This window comes from Stenotrophomonas sp. SRS1 (assembly GCF_026130205.1).
Classification (GTDB): Bacteria; Pseudomonadota; Gammaproteobacteria; order Xanthomonadales; family Xanthomonadaceae; genus Stenotrophomonas; species Stenotrophomonas rhizophila_B.
This window is the reverse complement of the sequence record NZ_JAINFD010000004.1, coordinates 326,501-351,640: the sequence shown is the minus strand read 5'-3', so window position 1 is coordinate 351,640 and position 25,140 is coordinate 326,501. Positions and strand designations below refer to the sequence as shown.

The following is a 25,140-nucleotide window of genomic DNA, read 5'->3' as shown; positions in this document are numbered from 1 at the left end:
GTGTAACGTGACACCCTCGTGACCGTGCACTAGCGCCGATCGCGATCCAGCCAGCACGCCAAGCCCTGTGCGTTGAGTTCGATGTCCATCGCCAGCACCCGGGTCACCGCTTCGTCGTCCAACGGGCAGCCGTGGGCCTGTGCGCGCTCCAGGTACAACGCCGTCAGCGCCGCGACCAGACAGCGATGCCGATCCGGCCGACCGTCGCATTGGCGGCCGATCTCGACCATCGCATCGATCTGCTCGACGAGATCCACCGCCAGTTTCTGCGGCGGTGCCACGCGCCCGTAGTGGGTCAGGTACATGGCCTGCGGATCGTAGGCCAGCATCTTCGCGATCGACTGCTTCAGCGGCTCGGGATCGAACTGCACCGGCGATGACGTCGGCACGATGAAGGCCCCCTGCGCGCTGTCCAGCTCGCGGTAGGACAGCCCGAAGGTATCGCCGGTGAACCAGCTGCGGCTGCGCGCATCCCACACGCACAGGTGATGACGCGCGTGCCCGGGCGTATCCACGCACAGCAGCGGGCGGCCGGCCAGATCCACGGTATGGCCATCCTCGGCGATCACCACCCGGTCGGCAGCCACCGCCAGGATCGGCCCATAGCTGCGCGCAATTTCCGCCTCACCATAGACCTCGGTCGCACCGGCGATCAGGCGGGTCGGATCGACCATGTGCGGCGCGCCGCGCGGATGCACCACCAGCGTGGCGTTGGGCAGTTGCTGCATCAGCAGGCCGGCACCGCCGGCATGATCCAGATGCACATGGGTCAGGATCAGCCACTCGACCTGTTCGGGCGTGCAGCCCGCGCGCGTCAACGCGGCGAGCATCGCCGGGACGGCCAGGCCGGTACCGCAATCGATGAAGGCCGCCCGACCGTTCTCGACGATCAGGTAGGCGGCGTCGAAATCATCGCGCTGGAACGCGGTGTCGATCGTATGAATGCTGGGGTCGACGTGCATCACCACCTCCCTGGCGCGAAACGCCCCCATCTTACGTCGATCAGTGCAGCGGCTTCGATGCGGCTTTGGTCGCAGTCGCGCTCAGCAGTGGCCCACGCAGCAGCAGCGCGGCGACCATCACCGCCAGGAACGCGCCGTAGGCATAGAGCACCGCCAGCACCTGTCGCCAGATCGGCCCGGCATCGTTCTGGACCACGCCGATGTGGTGGCCCCACAGCATCGCCACGATGCTCAGCACGAAGGCCAGCACCAGCGCGGCGCCATCGAACAGGCGGCGCGCGGTGCCACGCGGCTGGCGCGGAAACAGCCAGTACAACGTGCCCAGCAGCACGAACCAGGGCAGGAACAACAACAACGACAACCAGGCCATCGCAGTCTCCCGTGCAGGAACACGCCCCTGCGGCGTGCAGGGGCATCATGCCATAGCCCGGTTGTCGGCCAGCGGCGGGTGTTACTCGCGCAGTGCCTGCAATGCGGCGAGCACCACGTCCACTTCGGCCTCGAGCTTGAACAATTCGCTCTGGAGTCCGTCGCCATGCTCGGTCTGCTTGAGCACGCCGATCAGCTGGCCGGCATCACGCGGCGAGTCGAAGCCCTCGCTCTGGATCAGCGGCGTGCCGTCACTGGCCTGCAGCTTGAAGTAGAAGCGGCCATCCTGTTCGCGGTACTGCTTGAACAGCGGCGGTGCAGCGCGTGCCGCCCTGCTTTCTTCACTGGGCACGTCACCGGCGGTGGACAGATCGCGCAGGCCCACCGCATGACGCAGCTCCTTGAGCAACGGCACGGCCAACTGCTCGCGCAGCTGCTGGCCACGACGACGCAGCAGCGCCTCGATTTTTTCCGGCTCGGCCATCAACGCGTCATAGCGCTCGCGCAGCGGAGTGATCTCGCTGTCGATGCGTTCGAACAGCTGCTGCTTGGCATCGCCCCAGCTGATGCCGTCGGCGAAGGCCTGCGCGAACGCCGCGGTCTGCTCCGGGGTGGCAAACGCCTGGTACATCTGGAACAGCGCCGAGCCTTCTGTGCTCTTGGGCTCGCCGGGCGCGCGCGAATCGGTCAGGATCGAGAACACCAGCTTCTTCAGCTCCGCGCGCGGGGCGAACAGCGGAATGGTGTTGTGGTAACTCTTGCTCATCTTGCGGCCGTCCAGGCCCGCCAGCGTGGCGACCTGCTCATCGATCACCACCTCCGGCAGCGGGAAGAACGCCTGCCCGTAGACATGGTTGAAGCGCTGCGCGAAATCGCGCGCCATCTCGATGTGCTGGATCTGGTCGCGACCGACCGGCACGCGGTTGGCCTTGAAGATCAGGATGTCGGCGGCCATCAGCACCGGGTACATGAACAACCCCGCGCTGACCCCGGCGTCGTCATCCAGCTGCTCCTCGCGGTTCTTGTCCACGGCGGCCTTGTAGGCGTGCGCGCGGTTGAGGATGCCCTTGCTGGCGATCACGGTCAGGAACCACATCAGCTCGGTGGTTTCCGGGATGTCGCTCTGCCGGTAGAACCACACCTTGTCCGGGTCCAGCCCACAGGCCAGCCAGCTTGCCGCGATCTCCAGCGTGGAGCGCTGGGTGCGCTCGGGCTCCTGCGCCTTGATCAGGCTGTGCAGGTCGGCCAGAAAGAAGAAGCTCTCGATATCCGAGGCCTGGCTGGCGGCGATCGCCGGGCGGATGGCACCGACATAGTTGCCCAGATGGGGCGTGCCGGAGGGGGTGATGCCGGTAAGAACGCGGGTCGTCATGGGGGAATCAGTGCTGACAAGTGAACCGCCCCAGTTTACCTGCCCGCGCTCAACCCCGTTGGCCGGGGCCGTGCGTTTGATACTGCACCTGCCCTGCGGAGCCTTGCCATGAAGCGTCTGATCCTGCCTCTGCTGGCCGTGCTGGCCCTGTGCGGCTTCAAACCCGGGCTCCCCCTGCGCTACGACACCGGTCCGGTCCACCTGACGGTGATCGACCGCGACAGCGGCAAGGCCCTGACCCAGCATCGCCAAGGCCCGCAACGCTGGGTGGCCGGGCAACAGGGCCACCGCTACAGCGTGCGCCTGCGCAACGGCAGCGCCGAGCGCGTGCTGGTGGTGCTTTCGGTCGATGGGCTGAACGCCATCAGCGGTGAGGTCGCCGCGCCCGGCCAGACCGGCTACGTGCTCAACCCCTGGCAGACCACGGACATCCACGGCTGGCGCAAGTCGTCGGAGGAGGTCGCCCAGTTCGTGTTCACCGATCCGGACCGCAGTTACGCCGGCCGCACCGGGCGCCCGGACAACATCGGCGTGATCGGCGTGGCGGTCTTCCACGAGGCTGGGCGGGTGTCCATGGCAGTCGCCCCAGCGGCGGCGGGATCGGCCGATGCCAAGGCGCGCCCACAGGCACGCTCGTCCTCACTGGAAAGTGTGCGTGTCACCGGCTCCTCCGCACCGGCACCCCAGCTCGGCACCGGTCATGGCGAGCGCGAGGCCTCGCGCGTGCGCAACACCGCCTTTGAACGCGATACCCCCTACCCGGCGCAGCAGGTGCAGGTCCGCTACGACAGCGAACGCAATCTGATCGCCCGCGGGATCATTCCACGGACGGGCACACCGGCACGCGGTGAACCCCAGGCATTCCCCAACCGCTACGTGCCGGATCCGCCGCCGTATCCAGGCCGCTGATCGCGAACGACGCGCATGAAAAACGGGCCGCTCTCGCGGCCCGTCCCGGTTTCAACCCCCGACGGCTGATCCGTCGTACTGGATCACCACTCAGTGGTAATCCGGATAATCCTTGCGCATGGCCGCTTCGAAGTCGCGGACCTCGGTTTCAGCACGGTCACGTGCCCAGCCATAGCGTTCCTGCAGGCGCCCTGCCAGATATTCGGCATTGCCTTCGGCCACCTTGAAATCGTCGTCGGTCAGGTCGCCCCACTTGGCCTGCGCCTTGCCTTTGAGCTGCGTCCACTTGCCGGAAATGATGTCTTTGTTCATGGGTTCGCATCCTTGATTGCAACGGCCATCTCGCCGTGCACTCAGAATGCGGCAGCACACGTTGGCATGCGGTCAAGCGGCGATGAAACACGCGCTCACGAGCTTGAATGGATTCACTACGGTCTCGTCCGCGGTGTCATCGCGCGGACATGAAAAAGGCCGGGAATTCCCGGCCTTTTCCGTTGACTGCTGATCCGCGGATCAGTTGCCCTTGGCAGCGTCTTCGACCGATTCACCGGCCTTCTGCACGTCCTTGCCTGCACCAGCAACGGTGTTGCAGCCGGACAGCATGGCCACCGAGAACATCGACAACAGCATCAGTGCGATAACACGCTTCATGGGGTTCTCCTGATTGTTCAAATTCAATACCGAAATCCGGTCCCGCCTGTCAGGAGAGCACGCCAGCGCAGCCCCCCTTCCTGACCTGCAGTGCCGTGGGTCGAAACACACAGCGCCGCGTGACGTGCAATCTGGCTGGAGAGGCGTGCAGCGGATGTGAACGCAGGAAAATGCGGTTCAGCCAAGCGTCCTCAATCGCGCATCAGGGTCGATTTCCCGAACAGGCTTTCGACCAGATCGACGGCCAGTTCGGCCGTCGCATTGCGGTTGTCCAGCAGCGGATTCAGCTCGACGATGTCCAGCGACCCCATGCGCCCGGTGTCGGCGATCATCTCCATCACCAGCTGCGCTTCACGGTAATTGACCCCGCCCGGCACGGTGGTGCCGACGCCGGGTGCAATGCTGGGATCCAGGAAATCCACGTCGAAGCTGACGTGCAGGTGCGTGTTGGCGTCGATGCCAGCCAGCGCTGCCTCCATCGTGCGCTTCATGCCGGCTTCGTCGATGTAGCGCATGTCATAGACATCCACCTGGTGCTGCTTGATCAGGCGCTTCTCTTCCTGGTCCACCGAGCGGATGCCGATCTGGTGCACCTGCTGCGGGCGGATCGCCGGGGCATCGCCACCCAGCCGGGTCAATGCGTCCGGGCCGAGCCCGCACAGGCAGGCCACCGGCATGCCGTGGACGTTGCCCGACGGGGTGACCTCGCTGGTGTTGAAATCCGAATGCGCGTCCAGCCACAGCACGCGCAGGTCCTTGCCCTGCTCGCGGCACCAGCGCGCGACCGCGGTGATCGAGCCGATCCCCAGGCAATGGTCGCCGCCCAACATGATCGGCATGCGCCCGGCCTGCAGCTCGGCGTAGGTGGCGTCCATCAGCGCACGGTTCCAGGCCACCACTTCGTCAAGATGGCGGTAGCCCTGCACCGGTGCCGTCCACGGGTTGCGCGGACCGGCCAGGTTGCCGAGGTCGCGCACCTCCACGCCGCGCGCGGTGAGCGCATCACCCAGGCCCGCGATGCGCAGGGCGTCCGGTCCCAGACCCGCGCCACGGTGGCCCGCCCCGATATCGGTGGGCACGCCAATCAGGGAAACCGGGGAATACATCGCCATCGCTGTTGCCTCCATTGCAAAGAGGACCAGCATAGCCAGCGCGGGGGGATACGACTCGCGGCGCTGCAGCAGTCGTCATCGACCGTGCATCAATGGTGCCGGCACCCGGATTCGAACTGGGGACCTACCGCTTACAAGGCGGTTGCTCTACCAACTGAGCTATGCCGGCATGGGCATCGCAGCGGGATGACCCGTCGCGGAGCCGGGATTCTAGCGCAAGCGCGCGCATTCCAGCGAGCGGTGCTGAGCTGCGCCGCTGCGCTGGCGGGCCACGGCGGGGTCGGTGCCTTCGGCAAGGGTCGCATCCAGCCACCACTGCGCGCTGCCATCGCCCCCGCTGGCGACCATGGTCGCCTTGAAACCGGCGGCGCTCAGGGCGGACAGGCGGCGATCCGCGCCTTCGCGATTGCGGTACTGGCCAAGCGCGATGGCGTTGGTGTCCTCGCCCTGGGCAATGATGTAGTAGTCGCTCACGCCGGCCGCGACGATGCGCTTGACCGTGGCCTGCGCCTCCTCACGGCTGGCGGCGGGCGGCAGCAGCACGCGGTAGCGGGTGGCGCCGGCATCGGCGACCTCACGCAGCTTGGCGCCACGCAGGGCACCCCCGGCGCGCGACTGGGCGGTCTGGGCCGTTGCGCGGTCCGTGAAGGGCCCCAGGCTCACGCATTGGGCGGGAGTGGGTGTCGCGGTGACGGGTGCGGGTACGGCGGCCGGTGTGGGCGCTGCGGCCACCGGGGCCGGTGCAGGGACGCTGGCAGCCGGCGTTGGCGCAGGCATGTCGGCCACGGCGGTGGCCGGCGCGGCGGTGGTCACCGGCGGCTGTGTCACAGGCGCGGACGCGGAGGCGGGCGTGACGTCCTGCAGTGCAGGCGCCGCGCTCACCGGCGTCGCCTTGGCCGGCGGCGCCTGCGTGCTCGGCAGCACTTCCAACTGCGCCACACCGACGGGCGATGCCGGCGGTGCGCTGGCCGGTTCGCCGCGCAGCAGCCACCACAGGGCGACACCGAGGTTGAGGATGACCAGGACGACGATCAGGGCACGGGTAAGCATCGGTTGATCCTAGCCTGCCGACGGCGGTTGATGCACGGCCCAGCGGGCCAGCCCATCAAGCACCAGCGCGGGCTGGAATTCGGCATCGCCGAGCAGCGGCAGCAGGGCCGGCGCACCGCCGCCGTGCACCAGCAGATGCGGCAACGCGCCGAGCCGCTCGCCGCCCTGCACACGACTGCGTTCGATCAGGGCCACCGCCGCCCCATCGCAGCCGGAGGCCAGCGCATCGGCCGTGTCATTGGCGAACTCGCTGTAGTCACCGCCCGCCGCCGGCAACTGCACGGCACGTGCATGCAAGGCTTCGCGCATCGTGGTGGGCGAGGCCGAGATGCGCCCGCCGTGATGCTGGCCCTCGGCATCCAGCAGATCGATGGTCAGTGCGGTGCCCACGCCGGCAATCAGCACGGCCTGGCCACGCGCGGCCACGGCCAGCAGCGCCAGGTAGCGGTCCACGCCGAAGCGGGTGGGATCGGCATAAGCGATCCGCACACCGGCGTAGTCGGCTTCGGTGCGCGCCACCCGGACATGGCGGAAGCGTGCCTGCAATACATCCAGCATGGCGGCGGTCAACGAGGGTGCGGCAACGCTGGCAACGTAGGCGGTGTCGCCCGACGGCAGCGCATCCAGTGCTGCGGCCGGCATCGCTTCAGCACCATGCGGCCACGCCTGCACGTCGCCCGCGCGCACGCCCTGCAGCGGCGCGAACTTGAAGCGCGAATTGCCCAGATCAAACAACCAGTCGCTCATTGCGCCCTCACGCTGACTTCGCCCGCATGGAAAACCCGTTCACCGCCGTCGATGCGCACACGCAGCGCCCCGTCGTCGGCCAGACCCAGCGCCGTGCCGGCAAACCGCACGCCGCCTTCTTCCACCTGCACCTCGCGCCCGGCCAGGCTGTCCAGCGCGGCATACCGGGCGAGGAACGGCGCGAGGCCGTCCTGCTCGAAGGCGTCCAGTGCGGGCAGCAGGGCGGCGAGGATGTGCGCGACCACCGCGTTGCGCGAGGTCTGTGCGCCGGAGAGCGTATCCAGATCGGTCCAGGGCTGGGTGATCTCCGCCGCGAACGCAGCGGGCATCCGGACGTTGACGCCGAGGCCAATCACCGCGCGCGCCGGACCGGCGAATTCACCGCCGCCCTCGATCAGCAGGCCGCCGAGCTTGTGCCCGTCGACGACAAGGTCATTGGGCCACTTCAGGGCGACGCCCGGATAGCCGGCCTCGCGCAGAGCCTCGGCCACCGCGACCCCGGCGACCAGGCTCAGCCCGCCCAGCCGCGACAGGCCACCGGCAAACCCGCGCAGCACCGAGAGGTAGATATGCGCCGCCAGCGGCGAGGCCCAGGCCCGCCCGCGGCGGCCGCGGCCACGCGTCTGACGCTCGGCCAGCAGGGCCATCGCCCCGCGCTCCGGCGCGCTGCAGCGCAGCAATTCGGTGTTCGTTGACGCGACCGACCAGGCCACCTGCAGGGAGGTCAGCTGGCCGCCGGCCGCGGCCGGCAACGCGGCCAGGACGGCCTCGGCGTCGAGTAGATCCAGCGGCTGCTGCAACTGGTAGCCGTCACCGGCGCGGCCGTCGATATCGACGCCAGCCGCCCTAAGTCCTTGAATCCGCTTCCAAATCGCGGCACGGGTCTGGCCCAGCTCGCGCGCCAGCGCGTCGCCGGACAGGCGCCCGGCGCCCAGTTTGGCCAGCAGTTGGCGGTCGTCCACGGCAGCTTCCATCGGGTAAACGGGAAAAGTATGCGGGAAAGCCGCCGCCAGCGCCCGCCCGGGGGCCTTCCAATCCCCCGGCCGAATCGGGCTAGAATCGAGAACTTGACCCGCCGCTGGATGTTGACGATGCGCCCGTTCGCCCATTGCCTGCTCCTCCTGATGGCCCCGCTGGCCGCGCATGCTTCCGATGCGCTCACCACGGCGGGCCGCGGCGCGTGTGTCTATTCGGCCAACGAGAACGAGCGCAGCGCACCGGCATCGGCTTCGGCGGCTGCGGCACCGGCCACGGTGAAGCCCAGCGCCAGCAGCGGTACCAGCACCGGCGGTGGCGGCGATGACGACGTGCTGCCACGCCTGCGCGCACCGAAGTGGCACAGCTTCCTGCCGGGTATGTTCCGCTGATCGAACGACTGTTGGGCTGGCTGCGCCGCACGCCACGCGAGATCGACCCTACCCTCTGGGACACCACCTGCCGCCGCGCCGCCTGGCTGCAGCAGCTGGACCCTGCCCGCCGCGAACGCCTGCGCGCGCTCGCTGCGCGCTTCCTGCACGAGAAAACCATCAGCCCCGCTGCCGAACTGCAGCTGGCGGACGCCGATGGCGTGTTGCTGGCCGCGTTGTGCTGCCTGCCACTGCTGGAAATGGGCGAGATCGGCCTGCGTGGCTGGTCGCAGCTGATCGTGTATCCCGAGGCGTTCCGCGTGCACCGAAGCCAGGTGGATGCGGCCGGCGTGCTGCACGAATGGGACGATGCGCTGATCGGCGAATCGTGGGACAGCGGTCCGCTGATTCTGTCGTGGGCCGACATCCAGGCCGACATCGCCGATCCGGAGGCGGGGTTCTGCGTGGCGGTGCATGAGATGGCGCACAAGATCGATGCACTGGACGGGGCGATCGACGGCACACCGCCCTTGCCGCGCGCGTGGCAGAAACAATGGGCGGCGGATTTCCAGCAGGCCTATGACGCGTTCTGCGCCGAGGTGGACCAGGGTCGCGAGACGCTGATCGATCCGTATGCCTCCGAAGCGCCGGAGGAGTTTTTTGCCGTGGTCAGCGAGTACCACTTCTCCGCACCGGCGCTGCTGGCCCGCGAGATGCCGGCGGTAGCCGCGCATCTGCAGCGGTTCTACGGTCCGTCACCGCTGATGCGGTGACGCGTTACGGCCCGGGCGGCAGCTTCACTTCGAAGCGTGCACCACCCAGCTCCGGCGAACGCTTCACCTGCAGTTCGCCGCGATAGTCCTTGATCAGGTCCTGCACGATCGACAGGCCGATGCCGTGACCCTGCACGCGCTCATCGCCGCGCACGCCACGCTGCAGCACCTTGGCGATGTCTTCCGGTGCGATGCCCGGGCCATCGTCATCCACCGACAGCACCAGGCCCGCGCGACGCGCACCGGGGGCCGGCAACGGATGCGCGGTCAGCAGCACGCGACGCTTGGCCCACTTGAAGGCATTCTCCAGCAGGTTGCCGAGCAGTTCCTGCAGATCACCGGGCTCGCCGTGGAAACGCGCGGCCGGGTCGATATCGAATTCGCACAGCACGCCCTTGGAGGCGTAGACCTTCTCCAGGCCCCGCACGATTTCTTCGGCATTGGATTCGATCGGCAACGGGGCGGAGAACAGCTTGTGACCGGACGAAGCCGCGCGCGCCAGCTGGTACGACACCAGGTTGTTCATGCGCCGCAGCTGCACGTCGAACTCTTCGCGCAGATCCTCATCGCGTGCGCCGCTGTCGAGCTGCGTACGCAACACCGCCAGCGGCGTTTTCAGGCTGTGCGCGAGATCGGCCAACGTGTTGCGCTGGCGTTCGAGGTTCTCGCGCTCGCTCTCGATGAAGGCGTTGATGCTGTCGGTCAGCGGCTCCAGCTCGCGCGGATGGCGTTCGCTCATGCGCTCGGTTTCACCGCGCTGGACCTTGGTCAGTTCGTTGATCACGCGCCGCATCGGGCGCAGGCTCCACTGCAGAATGACCGTCTGCAGCAGCAGCAGGATCAGGCCGATGCCGCCGAGGTAGAACCACACGCGCCCGCGGAACACGCGCAGCTGTGCGCCGAGCGCGCGCGAGTCTTCGAGCACGTAGATCGTGTACGGGAATTCGGTGGCCGGGTCGGCGTCGGCATCCCAGACCAGGCCCATGCCATAGCGGTAGGCCGAACCCTCGCTGCCATCGATCTGGATCATCGGCAACGGGCCTTCGAAGACTTCCTGGCGCGGGGCCAGCATGCCGCCGCCCACGGTCGGCAGCATCGGGCCTTCGGCAGACATGGAGTTGCCCTTGCCGTCCGGCATCACGACCTGCAGATAGAGGCCGCTGCCCGGGACGTCAAAGCGAGGATCCGGTGGCTGCTCGCGGATGTACAGCGAGCGGTCGCGGGTGAAGTCGATGCCGGCGGCATACGCCGTGGCGTAATTCTTCAGCCGCTCGCGCAGGTTGGCCTTCGCGGTATCGGCGAAGGCGGCGTCCAGCGCGTAGCCGGCCAGGGCCAGGAAGGCCACCAGGCCCACCGAGGCGGCCAACAGCTGGCGCGCCTGCAGTGAGCGCGGCCGCCAGCGTTTAAAGAACCACAGACGGCCGGACATCATCTATCGCCAGCCGCAGCTCAGCCTTCGTTGCGCGGAATGGCGAAGCGGTAACCGCGGCCACGCACGGTTTCGATCGGCTTGAGTTCGCCGTCGGCATCGAGCTTTTTGCGCAGGCGGCCGATGAAGACCTCCAGCACGTTGGAGTCGCGGTCGAAGTCCTGCTGATAGATGTGCTCGGTGAGGTCGGCCTTGGAGACCAGTTCACCGGCATGCATCATCAGGTACTCGAGCACTTTGTACTCGTAGCTGGTGAGATCCACGTTGCTGCCGTTGACGCTGACCGTCTGCGCAGCGAGATCGAGCGCGACCGGGCCGCACTCCAGCGTCGGCTTGCTCCAACCGGCGGCACGGCGCAGCAGCGCATTGACGCGGGCCAGCAGCTCTTCCACATGGAACGGCTTGACGAGGTAATCGTCGGCGCCCTGCTTGAGGCCCTCGACCTTGTCCTGCCAGCTCGAACGCGCGGTCAGGATGAGCACCGGGAATTTCTTGCCCTCGTCGCGCAGGGCCTTGATCAGCTCCATGCCCGACATCTTGGGCAGGCCAAGATCGATGATGCCGACATCGAACGGAACTTCGCGGCCCATGTACAGACCTTCCTCACCGTCCTGCGCAGCATCGACGGCAAAGCCTTCGCGCTTGAGCCGGGCTGCCAGTGTTTCCCGCAGCGGGGCTTCGTCTTCGACCAGAAGGATACGCATGAACTCTCCCTAGTGTCCTGGGTATGGCCCCATGGGGCCAGTGGGTAATGCAGATGACTGCGGACAACTATCCCTGTTCAGGGGTTATCGCCGCGTAGTGATGACATATCCGAGCGCGGCGTGCGGGGCTGTGAACGCGATGTCGCCGGATCGTCCATATAGCGGACGCGACCGCGATCATCCATGTACTTCACCCGGTTGATGTCGCGCCCATCGAAGGGCACGCGCTCGGCGCCGAGGATGTGTCCACCGGTAGTACGTTGAACCCGACGCACCGCATCGGACAGCGAGCGCTCCTGCGGACCGCCGCGTTCGGCCGTACGCATCATCTCGGCACGGCCCGCTTCCGGCGGCGGCATCTGCGCCCACGCACTGGTGGAGGCAGCTGCGCCCGTCGCCAGAAGGGCGAAGGCGGCAATGCGGCGGTGGCGGGTCACGGAGAACATCGGTCTGATCCTAGCGGAGCGCGGCTAAACGTTCAAAAGTTGTGAATCGGCAACCGCCAGCCTGGGCCGGCGCTTTACGAATCTTTAGCGAATTCTTGGTTTTAGCCAGTGAATCCGGTCTGAACTTTTCCGCCTGCCTCCCCGCTTTGTTCATCTAAGTGAACATTGGCGGCTAAACCGGGGCCCTTGTCAAGCTGACAAGGTGACGCGGCTCACGCCGCGACGCGCTCGGCCTGGGCACGGGTCACCGCCAGCGCCTGCTCGATCAGGCTCCAGTCGGCACCGACGCGGTGCGAGCCTTCGCTCAGGATCTGGCGGAAGGCACGCCCACCCGGCTGGCCGTGGAACAGGCCCAGCAGATGGCGGGTGATGTGCTTGAGCGCCAGCCCACGGGCCAGCTGGGCCTCGATATAGGGCTGCATGGCGCGCAGCAGCGCCTCGCGGGACTGCTGCGGGGCACCGGTCTGGGCGGCCTCCAGCTGATGCAGCACGTAGGGGTCATGGTAGGCGGCACGGCCCAGCATCACCCCGTCCAGCACCGGCAACTGGGCCTGCGCGGCCTCGACGGTGGCCAGACCACCGTTCAGGACGATCTGCAGCTGCGGACGGTCGGCCTTGAGACGGTGTGCCCAGTCGTAGCGCAGCGGCGGCACTTCGCGGTTTTCCTTCGGCGAGAGGCCCTTCAGCCACGCATTGCGGGCATGCACGACGAACATCTCGCTACCTGCGTTGGCCGATTGATCGACGAAGTTAACGAAGTTTTCGTAGTCGTTGTCCTCATCCACGCCCAAGCGGCACTTCACCGTGACCGGGATGTCCACCGCAGCGACCATCGCGCCCACGCACTCGGCCACCAGGGCCGGCTCGCGCATCAGGCAGGCGCCGAAGCGCCCGGCCTGCACGCGGTCGGACGGGCAGCCGCAGTTGAGGTTGACCTCGTCGTAACCCCACTCCTCCGCGATACGGGCGGCCTGGGCCAGCAGAGCGGGATTGCTGCCACCGAGCTGCAGGGCAAGCGGATGCTCGCTGCCATCGAAGCCCAGCAGGCGCTCACGGTCGCCGTGGATCACCGCGTTGGCGTGCACCATCTCGGTGTACAGCCGTGCGCCCGGCGCCAGCAGCCGGTGGAAGTACCGGCAATGGCGGTCCGTCCAGTCCATCATGGGGGCGACGGACAGGCGCAGGGAGGCGGCGTAACGCGCGGCGGCGTCGGTGATGGGCTGGGTCATGGGGTGCGGGGCTATCTGGATTCACTGGCAATACCAGCGCAATCAATAGTTTACCTCCTTCCCATGAACGCTGCCCGTGGAGCCCGACGATCCCGGGACCGCGTGGGGAGTACACGCCTGCAACGAGGGCAGTAGACAATGCAGCCCTGCACGTCCCTCCCAGGCGCCCATGCCCGCGTTCCGTTTACCCAGCTTCGACCCCACCACCGAACAAGGCGTCCTGCGCCTGTCGATCGCCGCATCGCTGGCGATGGCCGCGGCGGCGGTGGCCTTTGGCCTGCTCGCCAACTCCTCGCTGATCATCTTCGACGGCATCTACGGGCTGATCGACGTGGTGATGACCTGGTTGTCGCTGCTGGTGGTGCGCCTGATCAGCCTGTCGACCCACGTGGATACCCTGCAGTCGCGATTGAATCAGCGCTTCACCATGGGCTTCTGGCACCTGGAGCCGATCGTGCTCGGGGTCAGCGGCACGTTGATGATCGGTGCCGCCCTGTACGCAGCGGTCAATGCGGTGGACGCACTGATGTCCGGCGGACGCGAGATCGCGTTGGGGCCGGCGATCCTGTTCGCGGTGATGTCGATCGTGGCCGAAACCGGCCTGGCACTGTTCGTGCGCCGCGCGAACCGGACGATCGGCTCGGACTTCATCGCGCTCGATGCGAAGAACTGGGTGGTCGCGGCGAGCATGTCGGCGGCGTATCTGGTCGCCTTCGTCGGCGGCTATGTGCTGGGTGATACCGACTGGGCGTGGCTGGTGCCGTACATCGATCCGGCGATCCTGCTGGTGGTCTGCCTGTTCGTGGTCGTCGCGCCGATGGGCACGGTGCGCCAGGCGTTGTCGGACATCCTGCTGATCACGCCGCTGGATCTGCAGACCCATGTGGACGAAGTCGCGCGCGACATCGTGGCCAGGCACGGTTTCCTGGAATTCCGCAGCTACGTGGCCAAGGTCGGGCGCGGTGAGCAGATCGAACTGTTCTTCGTGGTACGCGCCGATGATCCACCGCGGGCGCTGATCGAATGGGATCGCCTGCGCGATGAGATCGGCGAAGCTCTGGGTGAGGAGTCGCCGGACCGGTGGCTGACGATCATGTTCACGACGGATCGGGAGTGGGCGATCTGAGCGTTCCCGGACCGTCAACCAGTAAGGACTGCGAGAGTGAGAAAGGCGAGCACCTCTGTTACGAGAAGGATGCGGAGGATTGCCGCGTCACGGCGCATGTCACCCAGTTCCTTCAAGGGCACGCTTTTTTCCAGGCCGAGAATGATCCAGAGATGCGTCACCTGCCCCTGCAATCCAAAGGTTTCGGGACATCCCAGCCTCTTCCACATATCTGGATACTGGTGTCTGAACTTGCGCACGAAGCGATAGAAAAGCGCCAGGTAGATGAAGACGGAAGCGAATGCCACCATGGCTACAACGTTGAACATCATTGAGTTTTCCAAGGTCATGCGCGCTCGGGAGATTCCATGGGGTTGAGCATGTTCTTCCACTGCCGCGGCGATTGCCCGGTCTGCGCCTTGAACGCGCGCGACAACGCTGCTTCGCTGCCGTAACCCACGTCGATGGCGATGCGCTTGAGCGGGTGGCCGCGGCGCAGTGCCTGCTGCACGAGGCGGGTACGCCAGCCCTGCAGATAGTGCCCGGGCGTACTGCCGATGGTGTCGCGGAAGCTGTCGGCGAAGGCGCTGCGTGACATGCCGGCGCGCTGCGCGAGCGACTCCAGCGTCCACTCGTCGGCGGGTGCTTCATGCATGGCCACCAGCGCGTGGCGCAGACGCGGATGGGCCATGCCGGCGAGCAGACCGACGCGGATCTGGCCACTCTCCATCAGCGCGCGCAGGATCTGGATCAGCACCACTTCGAACAGGCGATCCAGCAGCGCCTGGCGGCCGCAGCGCTGCGCGAAGGCTTCTTCGAACAGCAGCGACAGCACCGGCTGGCCGCCGTACAACCCCTCCAGCGGCAGGCAGACGATCGGCGGCAGGGCAGCGGCGACCGGGTTGTTGGCGCCCCCTTCGAACTGCAGGTTGGCGCAGGCGAAATCCGCGCCCCGCGTGGCATCGGTGACGAAGCGGTGCGCGAGCGGACGCGGGTACAGCAGCACGCTGGGGGTGGTGATCTGCAGCGTGCTGCCGTCCGGGTGCTCGACGCGTACATCGCCGTCGCGGATCAGATGCAATTGGCCGCGCTCGCCATCGCCCGGCAGATCGTTGATGCCGCACAGCGCGCCAGCGTGGAAGACTTCGGCAGAAACCGCGAAACGGTCCAACAGGGATTGCAGTCGGTCGACCATGGCGGACTCCAGATCAAGTTTTCTGGACGAAATGTTGCCACAAGTACGACCCAGGCGCGCAAAGTACACCTGCCATCTGGCCCACCCCTTTCACTCCGCAGGAGATTCCCATGTCCATTGCCAACGTTCTGTATACCGCCCAGGCCACTGCCAACGGCGGCCGCGACGGCCGCGCCGTCTCGTCCGACAACGTGCTGGACATCCAGCTCTCCACCCCGCGCGAGCTGGGCGGTGCGGGCGGCCCGGGCACCAACCCGGAGCAGCTGTTCGCTGCCGGCTACTCGGCCTGCTTCCTGGGCGCGCTGAAGTATGTGGCCGGCCAGGCCAAGGTCGCTCTGCCGGCTGAAACGCAGATCACCGGCAAGGTCGGCATCGGCCAGATCCCGACCGGCTTCGGCATCGAAGTGGCGCTGGAAATCTCGGTCCCGGGCCTGCCGCGCGAGCAGGTCGAAGACCTGGCGCAGAAGGCGCACATCGTGTGCCCGTACTCCAACGCGACCCGCGGCAACATCGACGTGACGCTGACGGTGGTCTGAAAAAAATGGGCGGCTGCCGGACTTGATCGTCTGGCAACCGCCCATCCCACCGCGGTGGATCCTGTGGCTGACCACGGGATGCATCTTGTTCGGCTGCAACGATCAACGGTCGTTGCCTACCCGGGCTACCGTCGTTGCCGGCCAGCGGCCGGCACTACCGGATCCGGCCTTTATGGGTCGTGCGTGATCAGCTGCACCACGCTGGAGAAATCCAGCTTGCCGCGACCGGCCTGGTGATTCATCGAATACAGGTTGCGTGCCAGCTCGCCCAGCGGGATCGAGGCACCGACACTCATCGCTGCTTCCACCGCCAGGCCCATGTCCTTGAGCATCAGGTCGCTGCCGAAACCGCCGCTGTAGCCACGCGAGGCCGGGGCGTTTTCGAGCACGCCGGGCCACGGGTTGCACACTTCGGTGGCCCAGCTGCGGCCGGTGCTGACTGCCATCATCTGCGACAGCACTTTCGGGTCCAGCCCGTGCGCGACGCCCAGCGCGATCGATTCACCGGTCACCGCCATGATCACGCCCAGCGCCATGTTGTTGCACAGCTTGGCGACCTGGCCGGCACCGCTGGCACCGACGTGGAAGATGTTCTTGCCCATCGCCTGCAGCAGCGGGCGCGCCCGCTCCAGTGCCTCGGCTTCGCCACCGACGATGAAGGTCAGCGTGCCGGCCTGCGCACCTGCGGTGCCGCCGGAAACTGGGGCATCCAGCATCTGCAGGCCACGCGCCGCGGCCGCTTCGGCAACCTTGCGGGCGGTGGCCGGGGCGATGGTGCTGCAATCGATGATGAGCGCGCCGCCCGGGATGTCGCCGAGCAGGCCGTCATCACCCAGGTACACGCCTTCCACGTGGCGGCTGGCCGGCAGCATCGAGATGACGATCTCGGCGTCGGTCAGCGTATCCAGCGCCGAGCTGGCGGCGGTGGCGCCGGCATCGACGGCGGCCTGCACGGCGGCGGGCACCAGATCGAACACGCGCACGGCGTGACCGGCTTTGGCCAGGTTGGCGGCCATCGGGCCACCCATGTTGCCCAACCCGATGAATGCAATACGGCTCATGCGTGGCTCCTTTCAGGGACGGTGGCGCCGAGGTCGGCCAGCGGATGCGCGGCATCGGACCACGGCGAAACGAAGAAGGTGCGGGCCCACTCGGCCGTGGCGTCCGCCAGCGTGCGCGGCTGCCACTTCGGGGTGCGGTCCTTGTCGATCAGCAGCGCGCGGATGCCTTCGGCGAAATCGCCATGGGCGGCCGCATGCAGTGCTGCGATGTACTCGATGCGGTAGACCTCGGCCAACGAGGCGCCCTCGGCCAGGCGCTGCAGCTCGAACGCGAGCCGCGCCGAGCCGGGCGCACCGGCGGCGAGCGTGGCCTGCGCGCTCTTCAACCAGGCGTCCTCGGTCTCCAGGGCAAGGATCGCCTCGACGATCGCGCCGACGTCGTCACCGGTGCACAGCGCATCCACGGTGGCGGCATTGCGCAGCAACGGGCCGGTGGCCGCATCGCTGGCGTGCTGCTGCAGCAGCGCGGTCAACTGTTCGTGGTTGCGCTTGGCCTCGCGGCTCCAGTGCACGTCCACCAGCGCATTGAACACGGTCTCGCGCTGTGCCTCGGCGATGTGGATATCGGCCAGGCCGGCGTAGATCGCATCGCCTGCGTTGAGCGGCGCACCGGTCAGGGCCAGGAACAGGCCGCCGTGGCCGGGCACGCGCGGCAGCAGCCAGCTGCCGCCGACATCCGGGAACAGGCCGACGGTGATCTCCGGGAACGCCAGCTTCGAGCGCTCGCTGACCACGCGGTGGCTGGCGCCGGACATCAGGCCGATGCCACCGCCCATGACGATGCCATGGCCCCAGCACAGGATCGGCTTGGGATAGGTGTGGATCGCGTAGTCGACGCGGTACTCGACGTCGAAGAATTCAGCGGCGTAGGCGTTGTCGCGGATGTCGGCCTTTCCGCTCTCGCGGTAGTCGACCATGCTGCGGTACAGGCTGTGCAGGTCGCCGCCGGCGCAGAAGGCTTTTTCGCCCGCGCCCTGCAGCACGACCAGCGCGATGCCGTCATCAACGGCCCAGGCCTCCAGCCGATCGCGCAGCAGGTGCGCCATCGGCAGCGAGAACCCGTTGAGGGTGCGCGCGGCGTTGAGCGTGGCGATGCCGATGCGCGTGCCGTTGCCGGCGGCGCGCTCTTCGAACAGCACCGGCGCCTCGTCATGGGCGACGGCGGTGCTCATGCGTTCTTCCATTGCGCAGCGCGCTTTTCCAGGAAGGCGTTCACGCCTTCGGCCTGGTCGGCGCTGTCGAACAGATCGACGAAGGCCTCGCGTTCGGCGACCAGCGCCGAGGCGTGGGTACCGGTACGGGTGGCCTGCACCAGGGTTTTGCACGCGGCGATGCTGGTCGGGCTCTGCTTGCCGGCCTTGTGCGCCCATGCCAGCGCCAGTGCCTTGGCTTCGCCCTTGGCGACCTTCTCTTCGACCAGGCCGATCCGCAGTGCGGTGTCCGCATCGACGCGCTCGCCCAGCAGGATCATGCGCTTGGCCCAGCCTTCGCCAACCAGACGCGGCAGGTTCTGGGTGCCGCCGGCGCACGGCAGCAGGCCGACGGTGGCCTCCGGCAGCGCCACCTGGGCGTGTTCTTCGATGATGCGCAGGTCGCATGCCAGCGCGCATTCCAGACCGCCGCCCATCGCGTAGCCGTTGATCGCGGCGATGGACACGCCACGGAATCCGGACAGCGCTTCAAAGGCTTCGCCGAAGCGGCGTGCAGCTTCGCGTGCGGCGGCCTTGTCGCCGGAGGCGAACTGCTTCAGGTCGGCACCGGCGGAGAAGAACTTCTCGCCATCACCGGTGATCACCAGCGCGTAGATATCGCGGTCTGCATTGAGCGCGCCGACCAGATCGCGCAGCGCGGACAGGCTGTGCACGGTCCAGGTGTGCGCTGGCGGGTTGTTGAGGGTGATGACCGCAACGTGGCCATCGGCCTCGACCTTCAGACCGACATGATCATGCTGGCGCCACTCCATCATCGCAGTTCCTCTTCAGTGTTGAGCAGATGGCGGGCCACGATCACACGCATGATCTCGTTGGTGCCCTCCAGGATCTGGTGCACGCGCGAATCGCGCAGCAGCCGTTCAATCGGGTATTCACGGATATAGCCGTAGCCCCCGTGGATCTGCAGCGCGTCGTTGCAGATGTTGAAACCGGCATCGGTGGCGAAGCGCTTGGCCATCGCGCACCACACGTTGGCATCGCTGGCACCGGCATCAAGCTTGCGCGCGGCGGTGTGCACCATCTGCCGGGCGGCGACCAGCTGGGTGACCATGTCGGCCAGTTTGAACTGCAGTGCCTGGAACTCCGACAGCGCCTTGCCGAACTGGCGGCGCTCGCCCATGTAGCGGCGGGCGGCATCCAGTGCGCCCTGGGCGGCGCCCAGCGAACAGGCCGCGATGTTGATGCGACCGCCGTCCAGGCCCTTCATGGCCAGCTTGAAACCGCTGCCTTCCTCGCCGAGCAGATGGCTGACCGGCACGCGCACGTTCTCGAACGTGATGCCACGGGTCGGCTGGCTGTTCCAGCCCATCTTCTCTTCTTTGCGGCCGTAACTGATGCCCGGCAGGTCGGCCGGCACCGCGATCGCGCTGATGCCGCCCGCGCCCGGGCCGCCCGTACGCGCCATGACCACCAGCAGTTCGGTGGCACCGGCGCCGGAGATGAAGGCCTTGGAGCCGTTGAGTACGTAATCGTCGCCGTCACGCACCGCGCTGGTTTTCAGCGAGGCCGCGTCCGAGCCGGCACCCGGCTCGGTCAGGCAGTACGAGGCCAGCTTGGTGCCGGACGAGAGGTCTGCACCCCACGCGGCACGCAGGCTCTGCTGGCCCCATTTGGCCACCATCCACGACGCCATGTTGTGGATGCTGACATAGGCCGCCGTGGACGGATCCACATTGGCGAGCTCCTCGATGACGACGGCGGCGTCCAGACGGCTCAAGCCGCTGCCACCGACCTCGGGATCCATGTACAACCCACAGAACCCGAGTTCCCCTGCCTTGGCGATCGCCTCGCGCGGAAAGATGCCCTCCGCATCCCATCGCGCGGCGTGCGGCGCCAGTTCGGCCTGGGCGAAGTCACGCGCTGCCTCTCTATAGGCCTGCTGCGCTTCGTCGAGTTCCGTCGTCATCGAGTGGCTCATGGTCGAACTCCGTTGTTGCTGTTGCTTACTTCAGGCTGATGGTGGTGTTGACGCCATGACCCAGCGTCTCGTCATCGAACCAGCGTGAGGTGATCGTCTTGGTCTGGGTGTAGAACATCACCACCTGCTTGCCGTACGGGCCCAGGTCACCGAGCTTGGAGGCACGCGAGCCGGTGAACGAGAACAGCGGCACCGGCACCGGGATCGGCACGTTGATGCCGACCTGGCCGACGTCGATGTCTTCCTGGAACTTGCGGGCGGCCGCACCCGATTGGGTGAACAGCGCGGTGCCGTTGCCGTTCGGGTTGGCGTTGATCAGTGCGATGGCGTCTTCGAGCGTGTCCGCTTCCAGGATCACCAGCACCGGCCCGAAGATTTCCTCGTCGTACACGCGCATGCCCGGCTTGACGCCGGCGAAGATGGTCGGGCCAACGAAGTTGCCCTTCTCGAAACCATCGACCTGCGGATTGCGGCCGTCGAGCACCAGCTTGGCGCCCTGCTCCACGCCCGAGGCGATCAGTCCTTCGACACGCTCACGCGCGGCGCAGGAGATCACCGGGCCGACATCGGTACCGGCGACACTGCCACCGCTGACCTTCAGCGTCTTGGCCTTGGCCACCAGGTCCGGCACCCACTCGCGCGCTTCGCCCACCAGCACCAGGGTGGAGGCGGCCATGCAGCGCTGGCCGGCCGCACCGAAGGCGGCACCGACCATCGCGTTGAGGCTCTGTTCCTTGTTCGCATCCGGCAGCACCACGGCGTGGTTCTTGGCGCCCATCATGCACTGCACGCGCTTGCCGGCCAGCGAGGCGCGGTTGTACACGTGGGTGCCGACGCGGGTGGAACCGACGAAGGACACCGCCTTGATATCCGGGTGGTCGCAGATCGCGTTGACCACGTCTTCGCCGCCGTGCACGACGTTCAGCACGCCCTTGGGGATACCCGCTTCCAGCGCCAGTTCGACCAGGCGCATGGTGACCATCGGGTCCTGCTCGGACGGCTTGAGGATGAAGGTGTTGCCGGTAGCGATGGCCATCGGGAACATCCACAGCGGAATCATCGCCGGGAAGTTGAACGGGGTGATGCCCGCGCACACGCCGAGCGGCTGCAGCAGGGTGTAGGTGTCGACGCCGTTGGCCACGTTGTTGGCCAGCTCGCCGAGCTGCAGGTTGCCGATCGCGGCAGCGTGCTCGACCACTTCCAGGCCACGGAACACATCGCCCTCGGCATCCGGCACGGTCTTGCCCTGCTCGGCGCTGAGGATGTGGGCCAGCTCGCTCATGTTCTCGCGGATCAGCTGCTGGTACTTCAGGAAGATGCGCGCACGGGTGCCGATCGGGGTCTTGCGCCAGGTCTTGAACGCTTCCTTGGCCGAGGCGACGGCGGCGTCGACTTCGCTGGGGGTGGCAAACGGGACCTGGGCCAGGACGTCCTGGGTGGCCGGATTGACCACGTTCTGCCACTGCGAGCTGGCCGATTCGATGAACTGGCCATCGATCAACATGCGGATACGGGGCGCTGCAACAGTCATGGACAATCCCGGCGGGTTGAAAGTTGTTTGCATTATTCACAGTGCCACCCTCGATTTCCGGCCTGTATGCGCTTAATCTGGCCAATCCCCGCTACGATTTTTGTGAATTCTGTGAATAGCCAGCCCGTCCAACGCCAGATCGGCCTGCGCCTGCTCAAGCTGCGCGAGCAGCGCGGCTACAGCCAGCTGGCGCTGGCCAAGGCGCTGGGGCTGTCGGCCAGCTACCTGAACCAGATCGAGCGCAACAAGCGGCCGCTGACCCCGGCGGTGCAGGGCAAGCTGCGCGACGTACTGGGCGACGTCAGCGAGCTGTTCGAGGTCGATGACCCCGGCGCGCTGCAGGAATCGCTGGGCGAGACCCTGCGCGACCTCGGCCTGGCCGATGTCAGCAGCACCGAACTGCGCGCGATGGCGGGCAACCTGCCGCAGATCAGCCGTGCCCTGCTCGACCTGCACCGCCGCCACCTGATGCTGCGCGAGCATGCCGCCGCGCTGGAGTTCCAGCTGGGCGATGTGCATGCCGGGCAGGCGCTGCCCGCGGGCGACCAGGTCCGCGATTTCTTCAACCGCATGCACAACCACATCCCCGAGCTGGATGACCTGGCCGAGCAGTTGTTCGGCGAATGGGGACTGGTGGCCGGGCACGTGGCGCCGCGACTGCGACAGCTGCTGGCCGACCGCCATGGCGTACTGGTGGAAGTGGGGCCGCTGCAGGCCGGGCGCGAGAAGCGCGTCTACGACGGCGGCAGCCGCACGCTGTGGCTGCCCGACTACCTGGAGCCGGGCCAGCAGGCGTTCCAGATGGCCGCCGAGCTGGCGTTGCTGGGCTATGCGGCGCAGATCGATGCGGTGATCGCGCGCGCGGGCTTCGGCGAAGCAGAGCAGATCGCGCAGGCCCGGATCGGCATGTCCAACTACTTCGCCGGTGCGCTGGTGATGCCGTATGCGCAGTTCCTGCGCGCCGCCGAGCACAGCGCGTACGACATCGATGCGCTGGCCCATCGCTTCGGCGTGGGCTTCGAGGCGGTCTGCCATCGCTTGAGCACGCTGGCGCGACGCAGCGCGCCCGGCCTGCCGTTCTTCTTCATCCGCGTGGACCGCGCCGGCAATGTCTCCAAACGGCATTCGGCCACCGATTTCCACTTCTCACAGGTGGGTGGCTCGTGCCCGTTGTGGATCGTGTACGAAGCCTTCAACCAACCCGGGCGCGTACTGACCCAGACCGCGCGGATGCCTGACGGACGCCGCCACTTCTGGCTGGCGCGGCAGGTGAGCAGCGGCCCGATCGGGCATGGCCAGCCGCGCAAAACCTTCGCGGTGGCGCTGGGCTGCGATCTGCAGCACGCCGAGCGGTTGATCTACACGCGCGGGCTGGATATCCAGAGCCCGGGCAACTCGGTCTCGATCGGCCCGGGCTGCCGCGTGTGCCCGCGCGAGGACTGCATGCAGCGCGCGTTCCCGCAGCTGCCGGGCCGCGGCTGATGCGGTCCGGTGGCGGTTGGATCGTGCCGGCCAACGGCCGGCACCTACCGGTTTGAAGGACACCGGTCTAGTAGATCGGCGTGACCTTCATCTGCGGCAGCGGGCGCGGCGCGCCGTCGGTGAGGTCCGGCCCCAGGTCTTCCCAGGTCTGCCCCTGCTCGACCATGTGCCTCCACAACTGCTGCGATTCGTGGCGTTTGTCTTCCGAGCTCAAGCGGTAGGACGGCGGCACCGGCGTGCCGGTGGCCACACTTTGATACGCCGCTTCGTAGGCCGCCACGCGTTGTGCGGGGTCATCGGTGCGCGCCACATCCAGCGTGTAGCGCTGGTAGGCCGAAGCCAGGTTGCGCCAGCGGATCCAGTAGTGGTTGGCGAAAGAGAAATCGCAGAAGCGCTCCCCGGCGATGCTGCCCTTGTCGGCGATGCGGCTGAGCACGGCCTGTGGCATGTCCAGGTTCATGCCGCCTTCGTCGCCCTCCAGCGCGACATGCACGATGCGGTCGCGGTACCCCGGCGCACGCGCCTGCAGCACATCGCGCCAGTTCTGCATGGTCGATACGATCGAAAACAGGAAACCGGACATCTCCGCGGCGGCCAGCGGCCGCGCGATGGACTGGTAGGTGCGCTGCCAACCATGGCGGTTCTCGGTCGGCAGGAACACCGCCTGCTCCGCCCGCGCATGCGCGTTCGTCTCCTCCTCAGGCACTGCACTGATCGCCTCGGCGGCCTGCGCGTAAACAAGATTGATGCCGAACGTGGGCCAGCGCGGTAGCGCGGCATCGAACAGGTGGATCGGGAAGTTGCTGCTGATCCCGCCATCGGAGAACCAGCACACACGGAACGCGGTGATCACCGGGCCGCAGCTCTGGCCACCACTGGTCAGCCCTTCCATGCTGTCGGCGACGTTGGTGTTGTCGCGACGAGGCTCGGCATCGGCCACCGGCGCGCAGCGACGTTCGCGACGGGCAGGCTCGTGCAGTGGTACCGCGCTGATCAGCAGCGGGAAGCTCAGGCTCATGCGGGTGGCCACCAGCACCGGCAGCTCCTCCCCGTCTACCAGTCGATAGTAGTCGCGCCCGTCCACCCGCTCCGGCGCGCCGGCCCGTGCAACCAGCCACTCGACCACGCTGGCCGGGAACAGCTGCGCGAACTCTTCGCGCAGGAACCAGAAGTGCGCAGCACTGAATGGCAACGTGCGCGGCTCACTGTGCGACACGCAGGTGGTGATCATCTGCAGCGTGATCGCGTGCGCACCGCTGGGCTCGCCGGGATAGCGTGGGGCCGTATGCAGATCGCCGAAGGTCAATGGCTGGTCATGCGGCTTGCCGGCCAAGGCCTGCAGCTGGGTATGCAGCCAATCCGTCAGCGCCGGCGCGGAGGCATTCGGCTGGGTGCTGCCGTTGCACAGGCCGAGCAGATTACGCCGGGCCACCCGGGCCACGCGCAGCGCCGAGGCCAGTACACCGGCGCCGTAGGCGCACAACAGGGAGGGCAGCAACGTCGCCCAGATGCCATCAATGCCACCGGCCAGGTAGCCGATGCCCAGCAGGCCAGCCAGCGACAGCAGCACCTCCAGCGGCGCGATCGCGAACACCGCGGCGAGCAGACAGGCGATCTTGCGCAGCAGGCCGGCCTTGCCGGTGAGCATCACCAGCAGGCGGTACGCGGTGCGCGCGCAGTACGCCGGTTGGAACAGGCTGTGGATGAAGCCCTGTCGGGACAGCTGGGCGGACACGTCGGCCAGCCCCGGAAAGCCCACCGCCGCCGCTACCGGCTCCCCGGCCTGGCGGCGCCGATCGCCCAGCGCGGCCGCCGCGGCCACGGCGGCGGCAATGGCGCCGGCCGAGGTGCCACCGATGCTCTTGAAGCGGTACTCACGGGCCAGAGACAGCACCGCGTTGGGATACACGATGCCGCTGGTGATGCCGCCCTTCATGACCAGATCGCAGTACTTGTCCGCCACGTTGCCGTCCTCTGTCCCCCGTGCGTGGCCGATCCACGC

At 67.3% G+C, this 25,140-nt stretch carries 27 protein-coding genes and 1 tRNA gene; 6 read left to right on the top strand and 22 right to left on the bottom strand.

The features are described 5' to 3' along the window. Nucleotides 1-29: 29 nt before the first annotated feature. The 3 genes from K4043_RS16640 to K4043_RS16630 all read right to left on the bottom strand — a co-directional run bounded on the left by K4043_RS16640 (nt 30) and on the right by K4043_RS16630 (nt 2,703). Nucleotides 30-962: an MBL fold metallo-hydrolase gene (locus tag K4043_RS16640; RefSeq protein ID WP_265309983.1), complete on the bottom strand. Its 933-nt coding sequence runs from the start codon at nt 960-962 to the stop codon at nt 30-32. A gap of 40 nt (nt 963-1,002) precedes the next feature. Beyond that, a complete protein-coding gene (locus K4043_RS16635) occupies nt 1,003-1,332 on the bottom strand; it encodes a hypothetical protein (protein WP_123731142.1) in 330 nt (109 codons plus the stop codon). A gap of 81 nt (nt 1,333-1,413) precedes the next feature. Further along, nucleotides 1,414-2,703, bottom strand: a complete 1,290-nt coding sequence (locus tag K4043_RS16630) for a tryptophan--tRNA ligase (protein WP_265309982.1) — start codon at nt 2,701-2,703, stop codon at nt 1,414-1,416. A 108-nt stretch (nt 2,704-2,811) separates the two neighbouring features. On the opposite strand from K4043_RS16630, the gene K4043_RS16625 reads away from it, so the two are divergent. Beyond that, nucleotides 2,812-3,612, top strand: a complete 801-nt coding sequence (locus tag K4043_RS16625; RefSeq protein WP_265309981.1) for a hypothetical protein — start codon at nt 2,812-2,814, stop codon at nt 3,610-3,612. Nucleotides 3,613-3,702: 90 nt separating this feature from the next. On the opposite strand, the gene K4043_RS16620 is transcribed toward K4043_RS16625, so the two are convergent. The 7 genes from K4043_RS16620 to birA all read right to left on the bottom strand — a co-directional run bounded on the left by K4043_RS16620 (nt 3,703) and on the right by birA (nt 8,146). Continuing rightward, nucleotides 3,703-3,924, bottom strand: coding sequence for a CsbD family protein (locus K4043_RS16620; RefSeq protein WP_019185523.1), 222 nt, complete (start codon nt 3,922-3,924; stop codon nt 3,703-3,705). A gap of 201 nt (nt 3,925-4,125) precedes the next feature. Continuing rightward, nucleotides 4,126-4,263 (bottom strand): entericidin A/B family lipoprotein, encoded by a 138-nt coding sequence (locus K4043_RS16615; protein ID WP_123731139.1) that lies wholly within the window; start codon nt 4,261-4,263, stop codon nt 4,126-4,128. A gap of 191 nt (nt 4,264-4,454) precedes the next feature. Continuing rightward, nucleotides 4,455-5,375: an arginase gene (gene rocF, locus K4043_RS16610; protein ID WP_123731138.1), complete on the bottom strand. Its 921-nt coding sequence runs from the start codon at nt 5,373-5,375 to the stop codon at nt 4,455-4,457. A 93-nt stretch (nt 5,376-5,468) separates the two neighbouring features. Next, a tRNA-Thr gene (locus tag K4043_RS16605) sits at nt 5,469-5,544 on the bottom strand. A 41-nt stretch (nt 5,545-5,585) separates the two neighbouring features. Continuing rightward, nucleotides 5,586-6,425, bottom strand: a complete 840-nt coding sequence (locus tag K4043_RS16600) for an SPOR domain-containing protein (RefSeq protein ID WP_265309980.1) — start codon at nt 6,423-6,425, stop codon at nt 5,586-5,588. Nucleotides 6,426-6,434: 9 nt separating this feature from the next. Beyond that, nucleotides 6,435-7,172, bottom strand: a complete 738-nt coding sequence (locus K4043_RS16595; RefSeq protein WP_123731136.1) for a type III pantothenate kinase — start codon at nt 7,170-7,172, stop codon at nt 6,435-6,437. Continuing rightward, complete coding sequence (gene birA, locus K4043_RS16590; RefSeq protein WP_265309979.1) at nt 7,169-8,146, bottom strand: bifunctional biotin--[acetyl-CoA-carboxylase] ligase/biotin operon repressor BirA; 978 nt, start codon at nt 8,144-8,146, stop codon at nt 7,169-7,171. Before birA ends, K4043_RS16595 begins: the two co-directional genes overlap by 4 nt. Nucleotides 8,147-8,263: 117 nt before the next feature. Here birA and K4043_RS16585 point away from each other — a divergent pair, with 117 nt between their 5' ends. Both K4043_RS16585 and K4043_RS16580 read left to right on the top strand, forming a co-directional pair. Next, nucleotides 8,264-8,539, top strand: coding sequence for a hypothetical protein (locus tag K4043_RS16585; protein WP_259260506.1), 276 nt, complete (start codon nt 8,264-8,266; stop codon nt 8,537-8,539). After that, nucleotides 8,506-9,291, top strand: a complete 786-nt coding sequence (locus K4043_RS16580) for a M90 family metallopeptidase (RefSeq protein WP_265309978.1) — start codon at nt 8,506-8,508, stop codon at nt 9,289-9,291. The genes K4043_RS16585 and K4043_RS16580 overlap by 34 nt, the downstream gene beginning before the upstream one ends. Before the next feature lie 4 nt (nt 9,292-9,295). On the opposite strand, the gene K4043_RS16575 is transcribed toward K4043_RS16580, so the two are convergent. The 4 genes from K4043_RS16575 to dusA all read right to left on the bottom strand — a co-directional run bounded on the left by K4043_RS16575 (nt 9,296) and on the right by dusA (nt 13,099). Continuing rightward, nucleotides 9,296-10,720, bottom strand: a complete 1,425-nt coding sequence (locus K4043_RS16575; protein WP_070474511.1) for a sensor histidine kinase — start codon at nt 10,718-10,720, stop codon at nt 9,296-9,298. Nucleotides 10,721-10,740: 20 nt separating this feature from the next. Continuing rightward, nucleotides 10,741-11,424, bottom strand: a complete 684-nt coding sequence (locus K4043_RS16570) for a response regulator transcription factor (protein WP_019185514.1) — start codon at nt 11,422-11,424, stop codon at nt 10,741-10,743. Nucleotides 11,425-11,501: 77 nt separating this feature from the next. After that, the gene (locus tag K4043_RS16565) at nt 11,502-11,870 is read right to left on the bottom strand and encodes a hypothetical protein (RefSeq protein WP_265309977.1); all 369 of its coding nucleotides are present in this window, start codon (nt 11,868-11,870) and stop codon (nt 11,502-11,504) included. A 212-nt stretch (nt 11,871-12,082) separates the two neighbouring features. Continuing rightward, nucleotides 12,083-13,099, bottom strand: a complete 1,017-nt coding sequence (dusA, locus tag K4043_RS16560; protein ID WP_265309976.1) for a tRNA dihydrouridine(20/20a) synthase DusA — start codon at nt 13,097-13,099, stop codon at nt 12,083-12,085. Nucleotides 13,100-13,268: 169 nt separating this feature from the next. Here dusA and K4043_RS16555 point away from each other — a divergent pair, with 169 nt between their 5' ends. Further along, nucleotides 13,269-14,225 carry a cation transporter gene (locus K4043_RS16555; RefSeq protein WP_265309975.1) on the top strand — a complete coding sequence of 319 codons (957 nt, stop codon included), beginning with the start codon at nt 13,269-13,271 and terminating at the stop codon, nt 14,223-14,225. Between the two features lie 14 nt (nt 14,226-14,239). On the opposite strand, the gene K4043_RS16550 is transcribed toward K4043_RS16555, so the two are convergent. Further along, nucleotides 14,240-14,536 (bottom strand): hypothetical protein, encoded by a 297-nt coding sequence (locus K4043_RS16550; protein WP_265309974.1) that lies wholly within the window; start codon nt 14,534-14,536, stop codon nt 14,240-14,242. A 14-nt stretch (nt 14,537-14,550) separates the two neighbouring features. Continuing rightward, nucleotides 14,551-15,399 (bottom strand): AraC family transcriptional regulator, encoded by an 849-nt coding sequence (locus K4043_RS16545; RefSeq protein WP_265309973.1) that lies wholly within the window; start codon nt 15,397-15,399, stop codon nt 14,551-14,553. Nucleotides 15,400-15,509: 110 nt separating this feature from the next. On the opposite strand from K4043_RS16545, the gene K4043_RS16540 reads away from it, so the two are divergent. Further along, nucleotides 15,510-15,935 (top strand): organic hydroperoxide resistance protein, encoded by a 426-nt coding sequence (locus K4043_RS16540; protein WP_265309972.1) that lies wholly within the window; start codon nt 15,510-15,512, stop codon nt 15,933-15,935. A 170-nt stretch (nt 15,936-16,105) separates the two neighbouring features. Here K4043_RS16540 and mmsB read toward each other — a convergent pair whose 3' ends face one another. Genes mmsB through K4043_RS16515 form a run of 5 tightly spaced genes read right to left on the bottom strand, consistent with a single transcriptional unit; the run spans nt 16,106 to nt 21,656 of the window. Further along, nucleotides 16,106-16,996 carry a 3-hydroxyisobutyrate dehydrogenase gene (mmsB, locus tag K4043_RS16535; protein ID WP_123731121.1) on the bottom strand — a complete coding sequence of 297 codons (891 nt, stop codon included), beginning with the start codon at nt 16,994-16,996 and terminating at the stop codon, nt 16,106-16,108. After that, entirely contained in the window at nt 16,993-18,168 is a 1,176-nt protein-coding gene (locus K4043_RS16530) for an enoyl-CoA hydratase/isomerase family protein (protein WP_265309971.1), read from the bottom strand. The genes mmsB and K4043_RS16530 overlap by 4 nt, the downstream gene beginning before the upstream one ends. Further along, a complete protein-coding gene (locus tag K4043_RS16525; protein ID WP_123731119.1) occupies nt 18,165-18,962 on the bottom strand; it encodes an enoyl-CoA hydratase in 798 nt (265 codons plus the stop codon). The genes K4043_RS16530 and K4043_RS16525 overlap by 4 nt, the downstream gene beginning before the upstream one ends. Beyond that, nucleotides 18,959-20,125 carry an acyl-CoA dehydrogenase family protein gene (locus K4043_RS16520; protein WP_123731118.1) on the bottom strand — a complete coding sequence of 389 codons (1,167 nt, stop codon included), beginning with the start codon at nt 20,123-20,125 and terminating at the stop codon, nt 18,959-18,961. Before K4043_RS16520 ends, K4043_RS16525 begins: the two co-directional genes overlap by 4 nt. Nucleotides 20,126-20,150: 25 nt before the next feature. Then, the gene (locus K4043_RS16515; protein WP_123731117.1) at nt 20,151-21,656 is read right to left on the bottom strand and encodes a CoA-acylating methylmalonate-semialdehyde dehydrogenase; all 1,506 of its coding nucleotides are present in this window, start codon (nt 21,654-21,656) and stop codon (nt 20,151-20,153) included. A 111-nt stretch (nt 21,657-21,767) separates the two neighbouring features. On the opposite strand from K4043_RS16515, the gene K4043_RS16510 reads away from it, so the two are divergent. Beyond that, the gene (locus K4043_RS16510; protein WP_121044267.1) at nt 21,768-23,138 is read left to right on the top strand and encodes a short-chain fatty acyl-CoA regulator family protein; all 1,371 of its coding nucleotides are present in this window, start codon (nt 21,768-21,770) and stop codon (nt 23,136-23,138) included. A 67-nt stretch (nt 23,139-23,205) separates the two neighbouring features. Here K4043_RS16510 and K4043_RS16505 read toward each other — a convergent pair whose 3' ends face one another. Then, complete coding sequence (locus K4043_RS16505) at nt 23,206-25,101, bottom strand: patatin-like phospholipase family protein (protein WP_321160154.1); 1,896 nt, start codon at nt 25,099-25,101, stop codon at nt 23,206-23,208. Between the last annotated feature and the right edge of the window lie 39 nt (nt 25,102-25,140).

What these genes read in the sequence shown, in the direction of transcription:
- K4043_RS16640 (WP_265309983.1), bottom strand. Translation starts at nt 962, where the DNA reads ATGCACGTCGACCCCAGCATTCATACGATCGACACCGCGTTCCAGCGC.
- K4043_RS16635 (WP_123731142.1), bottom strand. Translation starts at nt 1,332, where the DNA reads ATGGCCTGGTTGTCGTTGTTGTTGTTCCTGCCCTGGTTCGTGCTGCTG.
- K4043_RS16630 (WP_265309982.1), bottom strand. Translation starts at nt 2,703, where the DNA reads ATGACGACCCGCGTTCTTACCGGCATCACCCCCTCCGGCACGCCCCAT.
- K4043_RS16625 (WP_265309981.1), top strand. Translation starts at nt 2,812, where the DNA reads ATGAAGCGTCTGATCCTGCCTCTGCTGGCCGTGCTGGCCCTGTGCGGC.
- K4043_RS16620 (WP_019185523.1), bottom strand. Translation starts at nt 3,924, where the DNA reads ATGAACAAAGACATCATTTCCGGCAAGTGGACGCAGCTCAAAGGCAAG.
- K4043_RS16615 (WP_123731139.1), bottom strand. Translation starts at nt 4,263, where the DNA reads ATGAAGCGTGTTATCGCACTGATGCTGTTGTCGATGTTCTCGGTGGCC.
- rocF (WP_123731138.1), bottom strand. Translation starts at nt 5,375, where the DNA reads ATGGCGATGTATTCCCCGGTTTCCCTGATTGGCGTGCCCACCGATATC.
- K4043_RS16600 (WP_265309980.1), bottom strand. Translation starts at nt 6,425, where the DNA reads ATGCTTACCCGTGCCCTGATCGTCGTCCTGGTCATCCTCAACCTCGGT.
- K4043_RS16595 (WP_123731136.1), bottom strand. Translation starts at nt 7,172, where the DNA reads ATGAGCGACTGGTTGTTTGATCTGGGCAATTCGCGCTTCAAGTTCGCG.
- birA (WP_265309979.1), bottom strand. Translation starts at nt 8,146, where the DNA reads ATGGAAGCTGCCGTGGACGACCGCCAACTGCTGGCCAAACTGGGCGCC.
- K4043_RS16585 (WP_259260506.1), top strand. Translation starts at nt 8,264, where the DNA reads ATGCGCCCGTTCGCCCATTGCCTGCTCCTCCTGATGGCCCCGCTGGCC.
- K4043_RS16575 (WP_070474511.1), bottom strand. Translation starts at nt 10,720, where the DNA reads ATGTCCGGCCGTCTGTGGTTCTTTAAACGCTGGCGGCCGCGCTCACTG.
- K4043_RS16570 (WP_019185514.1), bottom strand. Translation starts at nt 11,424, where the DNA reads ATGCGTATCCTTCTGGTCGAAGACGAAGCCCCGCTGCGGGAAACACTG.
- K4043_RS16565 (WP_265309977.1), bottom strand. Translation starts at nt 11,870, where the DNA reads ATGTTCTCCGTGACCCGCCACCGCCGCATTGCCGCCTTCGCCCTTCTG.
- dusA (WP_265309976.1), bottom strand. Translation starts at nt 13,099, where the DNA reads ATGACCCAGCCCATCACCGACGCCGCCGCGCGTTACGCCGCCTCCCTG.
- K4043_RS16555 (WP_265309975.1), top strand. Translation starts at nt 13,269, where the DNA reads ATGCCCGCGTTCCGTTTACCCAGCTTCGACCCCACCACCGAACAAGGC.
- K4043_RS16550 (WP_265309974.1), bottom strand. Translation starts at nt 14,536, where the DNA reads ATGATGTTCAACGTTGTAGCCATGGTGGCATTCGCTTCCGTCTTCATC.
- K4043_RS16545 (WP_265309973.1), bottom strand. Translation starts at nt 15,399, where the DNA reads ATGGTCGACCGACTGCAATCCCTGTTGGACCGTTTCGCGGTTTCTGCC.
- K4043_RS16540 (WP_265309972.1), top strand. Translation starts at nt 15,510, where the DNA reads ATGTCCATTGCCAACGTTCTGTATACCGCCCAGGCCACTGCCAACGGC.
- mmsB (WP_123731121.1), bottom strand. Translation starts at nt 16,996, where the DNA reads ATGAGCCGTATTGCATTCATCGGGTTGGGCAACATGGGTGGCCCGATG.
- K4043_RS16530 (WP_265309971.1), bottom strand. Translation starts at nt 18,168, where the DNA reads ATGAGCACCGCCGTCGCCCATGACGAGGCGCCGGTGCTGTTCGAAGAG.
- K4043_RS16525 (WP_123731119.1), bottom strand. Translation starts at nt 18,962, where the DNA reads ATGATGGAGTGGCGCCAGCATGATCATGTCGGTCTGAAGGTCGAGGCC.
- K4043_RS16520 (WP_123731118.1), bottom strand. Translation starts at nt 20,125, where the DNA reads ATGAGCCACTCGATGACGACGGAACTCGACGAAGCGCAGCAGGCCTAT.
- K4043_RS16515 (WP_123731117.1), bottom strand. Translation starts at nt 21,656, where the DNA reads ATGACTGTTGCAGCGCCCCGTATCCGCATGTTGATCGATGGCCAGTTC.